13 protein-coding genes and 1 tRNA gene are annotated in these 13,100 nt (G+C 56.8%); 1 reads left to right on the forward strand and 13 read right to left on the reverse strand.

Features of this window, described 5'->3' with window-relative positions; translation table 11 throughout:
* Positions 1-13: 13 nt before the first annotated feature.
* From rlmN to trmJ, 6 genes are all read right to left on the reverse strand, one after another.
* Complete coding sequence (gene rlmN, locus SIC19_RS00585) at positions 14-1,126, reverse strand: 23S rRNA (adenine(2503)-C(2))-methyltransferase RlmN (protein WP_036208154.1); 1,113 nt, start codon at positions 1,124-1,126, stop codon at positions 14-16.
* 62 nt (positions 1,127-1,188) lie between these two features.
* Positions 1,189-1,617: a nucleoside-diphosphate kinase gene (ndk, locus tag SIC19_RS00590; protein ID WP_007152369.1), complete on the reverse strand. Its 429-nt coding sequence runs from the start codon at positions 1,615-1,617 to the stop codon at positions 1,189-1,191.
* Positions 1,618-1,684: 67 nt separating this feature from the next.
* Complete coding sequence (locus SIC19_RS00595; RefSeq protein ID WP_127401122.1) at positions 1,685-2,833, reverse strand: IscS subfamily cysteine desulfurase; 1,149 nt, start codon at positions 2,831-2,833, stop codon at positions 1,685-1,687.
* A 20-nt stretch (positions 2,834-2,853) separates the two neighbouring features.
* Positions 2,854-3,351, reverse strand: a complete 498-nt coding sequence (gene iscR, locus SIC19_RS00600) for a Fe-S cluster assembly transcriptional regulator IscR (protein ID WP_036208160.1) — start codon at positions 3,349-3,351, stop codon at positions 2,854-2,856.
* Between the two features lie 77 nt (positions 3,352-3,428).
* On the reverse strand, positions 3,429-4,202 hold the full coding sequence (cysE, locus tag SIC19_RS00605) for a serine O-acetyltransferase (RefSeq protein WP_267285172.1): 774 nt from the start codon (positions 4,200-4,202) through the stop codon (positions 3,429-3,431).
* 4 nt (positions 4,203-4,206) lie between these two features.
* Positions 4,207-5,061 (reverse strand): tRNA (cytosine(32)/uridine(32)-2'-O)-methyltransferase TrmJ, encoded by an 855-nt coding sequence (trmJ, locus tag SIC19_RS00610; RefSeq protein ID WP_127401118.1) that lies wholly within the window; start codon positions 5,059-5,061, stop codon positions 4,207-4,209.
* Positions 5,062-5,245: 184 nt separating this feature from the next.
* Here trmJ and SIC19_RS00615 point away from each other — a divergent pair, with 184 nt between their 5' ends.
* On the forward strand, positions 5,246-6,043 hold the full coding sequence (locus SIC19_RS00615; RefSeq protein ID WP_127401116.1) for an inositol monophosphatase family protein: 798 nt from the start codon (positions 5,246-5,248) through the stop codon (positions 6,041-6,043).
* 79 nt (positions 6,044-6,122) lie between these two features.
* Here SIC19_RS00615 and secF read toward each other — a convergent pair whose 3' ends face one another.
* The 7 genes from secF to flgL form a co-directional block, all read right to left on the reverse strand.
* On the reverse strand, positions 6,123-7,079 hold the full coding sequence (gene secF, locus SIC19_RS00620) for a protein translocase subunit SecF (RefSeq protein WP_127401114.1): 957 nt from the start codon (positions 7,077-7,079) through the stop codon (positions 6,123-6,125).
* Complete coding sequence (gene secD, locus SIC19_RS00625; RefSeq protein ID WP_127401112.1) at positions 7,072-8,946, reverse strand: protein translocase subunit SecD; 1,875 nt, start codon at positions 8,944-8,946, stop codon at positions 7,072-7,074. Before secD ends, secF begins: the two co-directional genes overlap by 8 nt.
* Before the next feature lie 80 nt (positions 8,947-9,026).
* Complete coding sequence (gene yajC / locus SIC19_RS00630; protein WP_127401110.1) at positions 9,027-9,389, reverse strand: preprotein translocase subunit YajC; 363 nt, start codon at positions 9,387-9,389, stop codon at positions 9,027-9,029.
* Positions 9,390-9,449: 60 nt separating this feature from the next.
* A complete protein-coding gene (tgt, locus tag SIC19_RS00635) occupies positions 9,450-10,568 on the reverse strand; it encodes a tRNA guanosine(34) transglycosylase Tgt (protein ID WP_127402378.1) in 1,119 nt (372 codons plus the stop codon).
* A 10-nt stretch (positions 10,569-10,578) separates the two neighbouring features.
* The gene (gene queA, locus SIC19_RS00640) at positions 10,579-11,673 is read right to left on the reverse strand and encodes a tRNA preQ1(34) S-adenosylmethionine ribosyltransferase-isomerase QueA (protein ID WP_127401108.1); all 1,095 of its coding nucleotides are present in this window, start codon (positions 11,671-11,673) and stop codon (positions 10,579-10,581) included.
* A 38-nt stretch (positions 11,674-11,711) separates the two neighbouring features.
* Positions 11,712-11,798: transfer RNA gene (locus SIC19_RS00645), tRNA-Leu, on the reverse strand.
* A gap of 81 nt (positions 11,799-11,879) precedes the next feature.
* On the reverse strand, positions 11,880-13,091 hold the full coding sequence (flgL, locus tag SIC19_RS00650) for a flagellar hook-associated protein FlgL (RefSeq protein ID WP_127401106.1): 1,212 nt from the start codon (positions 13,089-13,091) through the stop codon (positions 11,880-11,882).
* Between the last annotated feature and the right edge of the window lie 9 nt (positions 13,092-13,100).

Consider the following 13,100-nt stretch of genomic DNA (forward strand, 5'->3'; position numbering starts at 1 on the left):
ATCGGCACCGGGTTTACGGACTGACCTGCTGCACCTGGATATAACGCTGACTACGCTTGGTGCGGTCTTCCACCATCCCTACCAGCTGACCACAGGCTGCATCGATATCATCACCGCGAGTGGTTCTCACCGTGGCGATAAAGCCGGCCTCGTTCAGGACTGCCTGGAAACGGCGGGTCGCGTTGTTACTGGGACGGCGAAAATCGCTCTCGGGAAACGGATTGAACGGGATCAGGTTAATCTTGCACGGCAGGCCGCGAAGAACAACAGCGAGTTCCCTGGCGTGCTCAGGCTGATCATTAACGCCTTCGATGACCGTGTACTCAATGGTTGCCTTCCGCTTGTCAGGCAGACGTGCAAGATAACGACGCGTCGCTGCCAGCAACTCCGCAATAGGGTACTTTTTATTCAACGGCACCAACTGGTTACGCAACTCATCATTGGGCGCATGGAGCGAAATGGCCAGTGAAACATCGGTAACTTCACCCAATTTGTCCAGTGCCGGAACCACCCCAGAGGTGCTGACGGTGACACGTCGCTTGGAAATGCCGTACGCCAGGTCCTCCATCATCAGGTTCATGGCATCGACAACGTTGTCGAAGTTCAGCAACGGTTCACCCATCCCCATCATTACCACATTGGTAATCGGGCGGTCCGGGCCGGGTTCAAATGGCATGAACGCCTTACGCGCAACCCAGACCTGCCCGATGATTTCGGCAGCGGTAAGATTGCGGTTAAATCCACGCTTGCCCGTTGAACAAAACGTGCAATCGAGGCTGCAGCCAATCTGCGACGATACGCACAGCGTGCCGCGCTCGCCGTCAGGTATGAGCACGGTTTCAACACTGTTGCCGTTGTCCATGCGCATGACCCATTTGCGGGTACCGTCTTTGGAGGACTCGTCGTACACCACCTCCGGCCCACGAATTTCCGCAACGGCCTTCAGCTTTTCCCGCAGCACCCGACTCATATTGGTCATTTGATCGAAGTCATCGGCCCCGCGCTGGTGAATCCATTGCAGCACCTGTGTTGCGCGGAAACGTTTCTCCCCCAGGGATTCAAAAAAGGCCTCCATTTTGGCCTTGGGCATTCCCAGAAGGTTGGTTTTCTCAGCAACAGCTGTCATTTCATAACCTCAATCAAATAACCAATACGGGCCGGACGTATGTCCGGCCCGATACAGCCTGATCAGCCGCGCGGGCAGATCTCACTGTCATTAAAGAAATACGCAATTTCGCGCTCAGCTGACGCGGCGGAATCTGAACCATGAACAGCGTTTGCGTCAATTGAAGATGCAAAGTCGGCACGAATGGTGCCTGCTTCCGCTTCCTTGGGGTTGGTTGCTCCCATCAGGTCACGATTCTTCAGGATAGCACCATTGCCTTCCAGAACCTGAACAACCACAGGGCCGGAGGTCATGAACGCAACCAGATCATTGAAAAACGGGCGCTCCTTGTGCTCGGCGTAGAACCCTTCTGCCTGCTCCTGGGTCAGGTGCATCATTTTCGCAGCGACGATGGTCAGGTCCGCTTTTTCGAAGCGTGTGTAGATTTCGCCGATCACATTTTTTGCGACTGCATCGGGCTTGATAATCGAGAGCGTGCGCTCATTTGACATGATCTATCTCCATTCAGGTTCAGAAAAATTTCAGGGTTGGGATTATACGCAGTCCGGAGGCAACTGCCTACCGCACTGAACGGAGACGGGTTACAACGTCAACGATTTGCGCCGCTGCGAAGTCTGCCTCCTCTTCCGTCGAAAAGCGTCCAAAGGAAAACCGGAGAGCTCGATGCGCCTGCTCATCATCCAGCCCAATGCCCTTGAGTACAAACGAAGGCTCAATAGTGGCCGAAGAACAGGCCGAACCAGACGAAACCGCCAATTCACGCAATCCCAGCATCAGGGATTCCGCATCGACACCGGCAAACGAGAGGTTGATGATACCCGGCACCCGATGTTCGGCACTGCCGTTAAGCGTCACGCCCTCAAGACCTTCAAGGCCCGACATGAAACGCTTCCGCAGGGATTCCAGCCGCGCCTTCTCCTGCTCGAGTTTTTCGCCGGCCAGATCAAAGGCTTTGCCCATGCCGACGATTTGGTGCGTAGGTAGTGTGCCGGAACGCATGCCCCGCTCATGACCACCGCCATGAATCTGCGATTCAATTCGCACGTCCGGAGAACGCCGCACATAGAGGGCGCCAATACCCTTGGGCCCGTATACCTTGTGCCCCGACAAGGACAACAGATCCACTGGCATGGCTCCCACATCCACCTCGGTCTTGCCAGCCGCCTGCGCCGCGTCCACATGAAACAGCACACCGCGTTCGCGAAGCATGGTACCGATGGCGGCGATATCCGTTTGGCTACCCAGTTCATTGTTGACCATCATCAGGCTGACCAAAGCGGTATTGTCCCGGAGCGCATCTTCAACCTGTTGACAGGACACCCGCCCGTCCGCGCCCGGTTTCAGCCAGGTCACCTCAACACCCTGCCCTTCAAGCCACTTGCAGGTATCAAGCACCGCCTTGTGTTCAATCATCGATGTCACAATGTGCGGATTGTTCTTGCCTGTAACAGCACCCTTGATGGCGAGGTTGTCGGACTCGGTAGCGCCGGACGTCCACACAATCTCACGTGGGTCTGCATGGATCAGACTGGCCACCTGACGGCGAGCACCTTCAACGGCGGCTTCGGCCTGCCAGCCAAAGCCATGGGAGCGTGAGGCAGGGTTGCCAAACACACCATCAGGCGTCAGGTATTTGACCATTTCTTCGGCAACGGCAGGGTCTACGGGCGTGGTGGCCGCATAATCCAGATAGACGGGCTTTTTCATAGAAGTTTCAGGATAGTCGTTCAGGCCGGCGCCTGATCCGTAAGGCGCTCGGTGTTAATCGTCTGTGAGTCGCCGTCTGAATGGCGCCTGTTCTGCCGATCGGCAACCACCTGAATCTCCCGTTTGCGCATCAGGTCCCCAAGACTGATATCACTGAGGAACTGATGAATCTGATCACTGAGATCAGACCACAGGTGGTGGGTCAGGCATTTCTCGCCATTCTGGCAATCACCCTTGTTGCCGCAACGGGTGGTATCCAGGGATTCGCTGACCGCGTCGACAACTTCCGCAATAAAGACGGAGTCTGCCTCACGGCTCAGGCGATAACCACCGCCAGGGCCCCGGATACTCGTCACCAGTTTGTGACGGCGAAGGCGGGAAAACAACTGCTCGAGATACGAGAGGGAAATCTCCTGCCGGGCAGATATGTCAGCCAGACTCACCGGCCCCTGATCCCCATGAAGGGCGAGATCCAGCATTGCCGTCACCGCATAGCGGCCTTTGGTGGTCAGTCTCATAACGTCAGCCCCGGTCAGGGATTGATTCGGCTTTAACAACGCCGAGTATGAATTGACCAACCAAAACAGTCAAGTATTCACCGTTGCGACGGCTCGTCGTCCCGCACACAGTCGAAATCCTCTTCCTGCAGCGGCGGCAACTCGCCATTCTGGTACTCACTGTTCACTTTGCGAAGCGCTTTGCACATGTTCTCAATGCGATCATCCACAACGTGCATATGATCCAGCAGGCTGCGCATCGCCCGGGCTACCGGGTCCGGCATCTCCTCGGTCACGCCATAGGCATCAAAGCCCATGCGCTCTTCCATTTCCTTACGCCGGGCGTCATCTTCCCCTTTGCGCTTCACCACCACCCGGCCAGGAATACCGACAACCGTCGCACCCGGCGGAACCTCTTTGGTCACCACGGAGTTGGAGCCAATCTTGGCGCCTTCGCCTACCGTAAACGGCCCGAGGATCTTGGCACCGGCACCCACCACAACACCGTCACCCAGCGTCGGATGGCGCTTACCCTTGTTCCAACTGGTACCACCCAGGGTAACGCCCTGATATAAAGTGACATCGTCACCGATCACCGTGGTCTCACCAATCACGACACCCATGCCGTGATCGATAAAGAAACGCCGCCCGATCGTGGCGCCGGGATGAATTTCAATGCCGGTCAGCCAGCGGGCAATCGAGGAAAACGTTCGTGCTACCCACATCAGACCGAGGCCCCAAAGCCAATGCGAGAACCGGTGGCACATCAGTGCGTGCAAACCCGGGTAATTGGTCAGCACTTCGAAAGTATTGCGAGCGGCGGGATCACGATGAAACACACTGTTCACATCTTCCCTAAGACGTTCAAACATAACCCTATTCCTGTTCACCGGCCGTTGAACCAGCCTTTGACGTATTTTTTGCGGTATCCGCAGTACCTGCCGACTTCTGCACGGCGGTCAGTATCCCCCGCAGGATGTTGATTTCCATCTGATCCAGTCCAGCACGCTGGAACAGCCGCCGCAACCGCGTCATCAACTGGCGGGGGTTGTCCCGGCGGTGAAAGTCCACATCCACAAGCACCTGCTCCAGATGACTGAAAAAACCCTCTACATCGCGGACGGGCGCGGGCGGCACATCCCAGCCTTCATCCCCAGGCGCCATCATAGGCCTGAGATATGGGCTGCTGCCTCCACCTTCAAGGCCTCTTAGATAATGCATGCGCAATTCATAGCACATTACCTGAACCGCCATGGCCAGATTCAAGGAGCTGTAATCCGGATTTGAGGGAATATGAATGTGGAAATGACAGCGCTGCAACTCGTCATTGCTCAGCCCATGGTTCTCACGCCCGAAGACCAATGCCACCTGCCCCGCTTCCGACTGTTGGGAGGCCTTGGCCGCCGCGTCTGGTGGAGCGATAACCGGCCACGGGACCTTTCGCCCCCTGGCGCTGGTACCCATGACGCACACACAATCGGCAATGGCGTCATCCAGAGTAGAGACAACCGTGGCTTTGTCGAGTATATCGGAGGCGCCCGCCGCACGGGCGTAGGAGGCCTCATCGGGAAAGGACACAGGGTTCACCAGCCACAAATTTCCCATACCCATGTTTTTCATGGCCCTGGCGACCGCACCGATGTTGCCGGAATGGGAGGTCTCAACCAGGACAATCCTGATCTGGTCGTTGTAGGTGTCAGGACCCTCCAGGGGCTTAGCTGGCTTGTGCATGGCGGTAGAATCTCTGTAAAAACTGGAAAGGTACGCATGATAACAGATCCACCCCCTTCCCCGCCTCTCCGGATATGCTCTGATACAGCGCCATCCGTGACATTGCGGATTGGAAAAACATACAAGGCGGGTCAGTTTTTGATATGCTATGCGGCCTTCACACACCCGGATAATGAACACTCAGATGCAACCAGCAATCAAAATGGCCCTGCGCGTCGCGCGTCAGGGGTCCGACTATCTGAAAGCACACTTCGAACGCCAGGAACCCAACGGCGACAGCGAAGACCGCCGCAAGCAACTGGAGCGGGTCGAACAGTCCATTTACGACAATTTTTCCGAACAGCTCGATAAAGCATACAAGGACCACGCCATCGCTCCTTTGAACGAGGCGGACGCCGACGGCAATGACAAGAGCTGGCATATTTTCCCGGTACTCGGGCGTGAGAATTTTTTGCGCGGCATTCCTGACTTCGCCGTTGCGTTGCTGCAAAAGAAGAACAACCGCACCGAGAACCTGCTGCTGATCAACCCGGTTACCGGTGAAGAATACTCCGCCAGCCGTGGCCATGGGGCCGCGCTCAACAGCCGGCGAGTGCGTACCAGCGACGTCAAGCATGCCGACCGAGCAGCCGTGGTCAGCAACCTTCTCGACCAGACCCGCTCTTCTGACGACCCACTGATGTGGGGCGAGATGGCATCCTTGCTTGCACGTGACAGCAGCCTGTTTCGAACCGCTGGTTGTGTAGCCCTTGATATCGCCCGGGTGGCATCCGGCCATCTGGACGCCGCAGTCATTTTCCGCCCTGAGCCGGCTGACCTGGCCATCGGCGTCACGTTGGCACTGGAGTCCGGCGCCCTGACCGGCGACTTCTCCGGAAATCCTTCGACGGAAAAAGCAAAGCAGTTGATCGTCGCAAACCCCAAGCTGTTCCGGGAAGTGCTCAAAACACTTCACCCGTTCCGGGGCCGACTGCCTCGCTAGGCATAAAGGCCAAAAGCCGGGCACAAAAAAGCCGCAACACCCAATGGGGGTTGCGGCTTTTTTATGGCTGACCGACGGCTTACATCCGATTCAGCCACTCGGGCGGCTGCTCTTCTTCCTCTTCCTGCCCCGCAAGACCTTCCTTCGGCGGAACGATCAGGTCTTCCCGTGCAACACCCAGGGCAACCAGCAGGTTTGCTGACACATAGATGGATGAGTAGGTACCCACCACCACACCGATGATCAGAGCAAGCGCAAAGTTGTTGATCGCTTCACCACCCAGGAAATACAAGGCGAACAGAACCACCAATGTCGTACCTGAAGTGTTGATGGTCCGGCTGATGGTTTGATGAATGGACTCGTTGATGATGTGCTCGGAGCCCCCTTCACGCATCTTGCGAAAGTTCTCGCGAATCCGGTCTGCCACCACGATGGTGTCGTTGAGGGAATAACCGATAACCGCCAGCAACGCCGCCAGGACACTGAGATCAAACGTCCACTGGAACAGCGCAAACACACCCAACACGATGATGACGTCGTGGGCCAGGGGCACAACAGAGGCAATGCCAAATTTGAACTGGAACCGCATGCCAACGTAAATCAGCACAACTGCCAGCGCGATGAGCATACCCAGGCCACTGTCTTCCTTCAGCTCGTCGCCAACCTGGGAGCCGACAAATTCGGAGCTCACCAGCTCAAGCTCGTTACCACCGGCCGACAGCGCGGCCGTGACTTCAGCGGCCAACTGGTCGTTCTCGGACTCTGCCATTCGCACCAGCACCGTGGTATCCGAACCAAAGTTCTGGACCACGAACTGCTCGTATCCCGCGCTCTCCAGGGTTTGGCGAACATTGTCCAAGGCGGGTGCCTGCTGGTATTCCAGCTCAACGGAGGTACCACCGGTAAAATCCAGCCCGAGGTTCAGGCCGCGCACTGCCAGCAACGCAATGGCCGCAACAACCAGCGCAATGGACACAACGGAAGCTATCTTCCGAAAGCCCATAAAATCGATAGGTTTCTTCTCTACTTCAGACATTGGCCAGCTTCCCCCCAATCGACAGCTTTTCAACCTGTCGACCGCCGTATACAAGATTTACGATGCTGCGACTGACCATCAGCCCGGAGAACATCGACGTAAGAATACCGATCGACAGTGTCACCGCGAACCCTTTCACGGGGCCGGACCCCATGGCGAACAGGATCACCGCCACCAACAGGGTGGTGATGTTGGCATCGAAAATCGAAACGAAGGCCCGGGAGTAACCGGAGTTTATCGCCGACTGCGGCGGTATGCCCGATTTCAACTCTTCCTTTATGCGCTCGAAAATAAGCACATTGGCGTCAACCGCCATACCCACTGTCAGCACGATACCGGCAATACCCGGCAACGTCAGGGTTGCGGAGAGAATCGACATACATGCGATCAGCAGCATCAGGTTAAGCGTCAGCGCAATGTTGGCGATAACGCCAAAGCCACGGTAGTACACCACCATGTAGCAGAGGACCAACACAAAGCCGAGCAGGACCGACATCATGCCGGCATCAATGTTCTTCTGCCCAAGGCTGGGACCAATCGTCCGCTCCTGGACAAAGTACATTGGCGCGGCCAACGAACCGGCCCGCAGCAGCAAGGCCAACTCCGCTGCTTCAGGGATGGAATCCAGTCCGGTAATCCGGAAACTGCTTCCCAGCGCAGACTGGATCGTCGCCAGGCTGATGATACCCTTCTCGACAACGCGGTTGTCGACCGTGCGGGTTTCACCATCCACAACCACTTCTTCCGTTTCTGTCCGGTATTCGATAAAGAGGACCGCCATGCGACGCCCAATGGCGTTGCGGGTTGAGCGGTTCATCAAGTCGCCGCCCACCGAGTCCATGGTGATGTTGACCTGTGGCTGGCCGTTCTCGTCGAACGCCTGTTGTGCGTTAGAGACATTGTCACCGGTGACGATCACCTCCCGCTCGAGACGGGCTTCACGGTTGGGGTTGTCACGGAACGGGAACGTCTCGATATCAGCGGATGAGGCATCCTGACGGGCCTCAAGACGGAATTCCAGGTTGGCCGTAGCACCCAGTACACGCTTGGCCGCAGCGGTATCCTGCACACCGGGCAATTCCACAATAATGCGGTCCGCTCCCTGGCGCTGCACCAAAGGCTCCGCCACACCAAGCTCGTTCACCCGGTTGCGGATGGTGGTCAGGTTTTGCTCCAGCGCGTAGTCCTGTATGGACTTCACCTCGGCTTCCGACATCGACAGAACCAGAAGATACTCACCTTCCTCAGTCCGCTCGTCTAACAGGAACTGGTTGTACTGGTCGCGGATCAGGTCAAACGCTTCGCTGCGGGAACTTTCGTCGCGGAAACTCAGAACAATGGAACGGTTGCCTTCCACATCGCCACCACGGTAGCGAACACGCTCTTCACGTAACTCACGCTTGATCTGACCAGACATGGCCTCAAGGCGCTGGTCGACGGCTGTTTCCATATCCACTTCCAGCAGGAAATGAACACCACCCCGAAGGTCAAGGCCAAGCTTCATCGGGCCGGCACCAACGCTTTCCAGCCATTCCGGCGTGGAAGGGGCCATATTCAGCGCCACCAGATAGTCCCTGCCAAGCGCCTCTTGCACAATCGGCCGGGCTCTCAGTTGGGATTCGGCATCGTTCAGGCGGATCAGTGCGTCGCGCTCCTGCAACTCGGATTCCTTAACCTGGATTCCGTCGGCTTCGAGCGCATCAACAGCCCTGTCGAGAATCCGCTGATCGACTTCGGTACTGCTCCGGGCACCAGTGATCTGTACGGCGAAATCGTCGGGAAAGACGTTAGGCAAGGCATAGACGAACCCGATCACCAGCGCGATCACGATAACCAGGTTTTTCCAGAGCGGATACTTGTTCAGCATGAGGTCCCTTTAAGCCGGCCAATGGACCGGCGGTGATGTTTCAGCGTGGCAAATTCAGACCTGAGTCGAAAACCGGTCGATCAGATGTCCTTCAGAGTTCCTTTCGGAAGTGCCGCTGCAACAGCAACTTTCTGAACCTTGACTTCAACGTTGTCGGCGATTTCAACCACGATAAAATCATCGGCAACCTTGGTGATCTTGCCAGCTACGCCGCCAGAGGTAACCACTTCATCGCCTTTGTCCAGGCCGGCCATCAGCGCCTTGTGCTCCTTTGCTCGCTTGGACTGAGGGCGCCAGATCAGGAAATAGAAAATCAGGATAAAGCCGGCAAAGAAGATCACCTGCCCCATCACTCCCATGCCCTGGGCACCCGCGTCCTGTGCCATGGCCAGTGCCGGCATCGCAGCAAAGAGTGCAGCAACAAGTAACTTGATCGATTTCATTGATTATCTCCGTTTTTAAGAAAAGTTCAGGTAGCGGTTCAGAATCGGCTTATCCCGCAGTCACTGCGCCATTGGCGGCACGGTTTCACCCCGGCGGGCATAGAAGTCGCTAATAAAGTCCGACAATGTACCTGCTTCAATTGCGCCACGCAATCCAGCCATCACGTTCTGGTAGTAACGCAGATTGTGGATCGTATTGAGTTGCGAGCCGAGCATTTCTCCACATTTATCGAGATGATGCAGGTAACTTCTCGAAAAATTCTCACAGGTGTAGCAGTCACACTGGTCGTCCAGCGGCGCGGTATCGTGCCGATGCCTGGCATTGCGGATCTTGATGATGCCGGTGGAGGTAAACAGGTAACCGTTGCGGGCGTTTCTCGTGGGCATTACGCAGTCAAACATGTCTACGCCACGGCGCACAGCTTCCACAAGATCCTCGGGCCGGCCTACGCCCATCAGGTAGCGCGGGCGGTCTTCCGGCATTCTTGGTGGCAGGTAGTCGAGGATACGGATCATATCCTCTTTGGGTTCGCCCACCGACAATCCGCCAATGGCGTAGCCGTCAAATCCAATCTCCGTTAACCCTTCCAGTGATCGGTCCCGCAGCGATTCGTACATCCCACCCTGAACGATGCCGAACAGCGCGGCCGGGTTATCAGCATGTGCCTGCTTGCTCCGCGCCGCCCAACGCAGCGACAGCTCCATGGACTCACTCGCCTGCTTCTCGGTGGCCGGGTACGGCGTACACTCATCAAAAATCATCACGATGTCCGACCCGAGATCCCGCTGCACCTGCATGGCAATCTCCGGTGACAGCTCTACCGGAGAGCCGTCTATTGGCGACCGGAACGTCACGCCCGCTTCGGTGATCTTTCGCATCTCACCAAGGCTGAAGACCTGAAAGCCACCGGAGTCGGTGAGGATCGGGCCTTGCCACTGGGTAAAGTCATGCAAATCGCCATGGGCCTTCACTACTTCCGTACCCGGCCGCAGCATCAGGTGGAAGGTGTTGCCAAGAATGATCTCGGCCCCGATATCCTTGATGTCCCTCGGCAGCATACCCTTGACGGTGCCGTAGGTGCCCACCGGCATGAAAGCCGGGGTTTCCACCGTGCCCCGGGGAAACGTCAGGCGTCCGCGTCGCGCACGGCCATCGTCCCCGAGTTTTTCAAAGGACATATAACACTGGTCACTCATCATTGTTCTCCGGATTCCGGCTGCCCTTGCCTGAACAGGATGAAAGGGCGCCCAGGCTTGGCTCCTGCGCGGTGATAAACATCGCATCACCGTAACTGAAAAAGCGATAACGCTCGGCGACAGCCGCTTGATAGGCCGACATCACGTTCTGATAGCCGGCAAAGGCGCTGACCAGCATGATCAACGTCGACTCCGGCAGGTGAAAGTTCGTCACCATGACGTCCACGGCCTGGAAACGGTAGCCGGGGTAAATAAAAATGTCGGTTTCGCCCTGAAAAGGTCGAACCATCCCGCCACGACTGGCCGATTCCAGGGATCGCACCGAGGTGGTACCAACGGCAATGACACGACCGCCCCGGGCACGAGCCGCATTCACCGCATCAACCGTGGCTTGCGGTACATGGGCCACCTCGCTGTGCATGACATGGTCTTCAATACCTTCCACCCGCACCGGCTGAAATGTACCAGCGCCTACGTGCAAGGTCACAAACGCGGTTTCAACGCCCATGGATTCAAGCTCAGTCAGAATCCGGTCATCAAAATGCAGACCTGCGGTCGGAGCCGCCACAGCACCCGCTTCCCGGGCGTACACCGTCTGGTAGCGTTCGCGGTCCGAGGATTCATCCGGGCGGTCAACATAAGGAGGCAGCGGCATGTGGCCAATGCGCTCAAGAACATCAAGGACCGGCTCGTCGCTGTCACAGTGCAGATGAAACAACGCATCATCCCGACCGTTCATGCGTAACGACGTGCCATCTTCAAGCAGCACTTTCTGGCCTTCTTTTAGAGCTTTGGAGGCCCGTACGTGAGCGAGAATATCCTGCTCTCCAAGGACACGCTCAACCAGAACTTCCACCTGGCCACCGGTTTCCTTGCGGCCAAAAAGGCGAGCGGGAATCACCCGTGTGTCGTTGAAGACCAGTAGGTCGCCCGGCTGAAGCAGGCCTGGAAGATCGGTAAACCGTAAGTGCCTGATGTCACCGGACAGCCCATCGAGACTGAGCAAACGGGACGCACTGCGCTCTTTGAGGGGATACCGGGCAATAAGTTCATCCGGTAGATCAAAGTGAAAATCAGAGACGTTCATTGGATGGACTGTTTACACCGCGTTGAGCGGATCTTAAATGGTAGCGGCGGGCGGACTCGAACCGCCACGGGTTTTACCCCAACGGATTTTGAATCCGTCGTGTCTACCAATTTCACCACGCCGCCATCGGAGAGTGCTGGGGATTATACTGAGGTTGAATCTGAAAGCAATAACAAGTGCCGGACTTCCTTGTTCCGGCAGGCTTTTTACAGGCGATCGAACAACGACAACTGGGAAACCTGGGCAAACGACTGCTGCGCAGCCTGCAGCACAAAGCTCTGGAAGCTCAGATTGCTGATAGCCTCGGCGTAGTCCACGTCACGCAGTTGCGAACGGATGTCCTCACTGTACACAGACGAGTCTTCCAGGAACGATTTAGTGGAGTCCACCGCGTTCAGACGTCCGCCAAGCTCGGTTTGCTTCTGGACAATGCTTTCCTGCGCACTGTCCAGGTTCTGCAGAGAGGCCGCGATCAGGTCGTCATAGGCGGCCTGCCCTGCCGGTGAACTCTTGTCGATGTTGTCGAGGCCGTCAATCAGGTTCTCGATGGTAGCGAATACCGACTGTTTTTCACCAGCGCGAAGAGTGAATTCATCACCATTGCCCGCGTCAGTGATTGTCGCCTGTACCCCGGCAACTTCAAATGGCTCACCACTGGTGTACGCTGCTGGTGTAACCGTCAGCGACGCCCCCGTGCGGCTATTTACCGCGCTGACCGTTCCGGTCCCGGTGTCTACGGTAATGGTAATATCATCAGGCGAGACAGTGGAAAGCCCCCCTTCGTCAACCACCTCGATGCCGTCTATTCGCGCCGCTGCCGCGTTACCGGGGTCACTCTCTGCAAACACCGCCGCGGGAATGGATGAATAGATGCCTTTACCATGGTCGCTGATAGGCACCGTGACGCCGTCATCAATCTCCAGCACGCGCTGGCCCTCATCACCCTGATACACCCAACTACCGGACGCATCTTTCCCAAAGGCGGCCGTGGAACCCTGGAAGCCACTGAAAATGTATTCGCCGGACGCATCACGGGTATTGGCGATGTTGGCCAACTGCCCGATGCGCTCTTTCATTTCCGAGGAGATGGATTTGCGATCATTCGGTGACAGCGAGCCGTTACCAGCCTGGACGGTCAGCTCCCGGATCCGCTGGATAACATCCACCGAACTGGCCAGAGCGCTCTCCTCCTGCTGCAACCGGTTTTCTGCGAGCCCTGCGTTGCGCTGGTAGGTCTCGATCCGGGACAGCTCCTGATCAAGCTTCAGGATACGCGCCGCCGCAACCGGGTCGTCCGACGGCTTATTGACCCGCTTGCCGGTCGAAATCTGCTCCTGGGTCTGGTTCAGGCTGCTATTCAGCTCCTGCAGCCGGTTTATACCGCCGGAGAATATCTGTTGTGATGAAATTCTGATCATGTCACATCA

Origin of the sequence: Marinobacter sp. MIT930201 (assembly GCF_047122665.1) — a bacterium.
Taxonomy (GTDB): domain Bacteria; phylum Pseudomonadota; class Gammaproteobacteria; order Pseudomonadales; family Oleiphilaceae; genus Marinobacter; species Marinobacter salarius.

What these genes read in the sequence shown, in the direction of transcription:
- secF (WP_127401114.1), bottom strand. Translation starts at nt 7,079, where the DNA reads ATGTCTGAAGTAGAGAAGAAACCTATCGATTTTATGGGCTTTCGGAAG.
- trmJ (WP_127401118.1), bottom strand. Translation starts at nt 5,061, where the DNA reads ATGCACAAGCCAGCTAAGCCCCTGGAGGGTCCTGACACCTACAACGAC.
- SIC19_RS00595 (WP_127401122.1), bottom strand. Translation starts at nt 2,833, where the DNA reads ATGAAAAAGCCCGTCTATCTGGATTATGCGGCCACCACGCCCGTAGAC.
- cysE (WP_267285172.1), bottom strand. Translation starts at nt 4,202, where the DNA reads ATGTTTGAACGTCTTAGGGAAGATGTGAACAGTGTGTTTCATCGTGAT.
- ndk (WP_007152369.1), bottom strand. Translation starts at nt 1,617, where the DNA reads ATGTCAAATGAGCGCACGCTCTCGATTATCAAGCCCGATGCAGTCGCA.
- queA (WP_127401108.1), bottom strand. Translation starts at nt 11,673, where the DNA reads ATGAACGTCTCTGATTTTCACTTTGATCTACCGGATGAACTTATTGCC.
- yajC (WP_127401110.1), bottom strand. Translation starts at nt 9,389, where the DNA reads ATGAAATCGATCAAGTTACTTGTTGCTGCACTCTTTGCTGCGATGCCG.
- flgL (WP_127401106.1), bottom strand. Translation starts at nt 13,091, where the DNA reads ATGATCAGAATTTCATCACAACAGATATTCTCCGGCGGTATAAACCGG.
- rlmN (WP_036208154.1), bottom strand. Translation starts at nt 1,126, where the DNA reads ATGACAGCTGTTGCTGAGAAAACCAACCTTCTGGGAATGCCCAAGGCC.
- tgt (WP_127402378.1), bottom strand. Translation starts at nt 10,568, where the DNA reads ATGTCCTTTGAAAAACTCGGGGACGATGGCCGTGCGCGACGCGGACGC.
- secD (WP_127401112.1), bottom strand. Translation starts at nt 8,946, where the DNA reads ATGCTGAACAAGTATCCGCTCTGGAAAAACCTGGTTATCGTGATCGCG.
- SIC19_RS00615 (WP_127401116.1), top strand. Translation starts at nt 5,246, where the DNA reads ATGCAACCAGCAATCAAAATGGCCCTGCGCGTCGCGCGTCAGGGGTCC.
- iscR (WP_036208160.1), bottom strand. Translation starts at nt 3,351, where the DNA reads ATGAGACTGACCACCAAAGGCCGCTATGCGGTGACGGCAATGCTGGAT.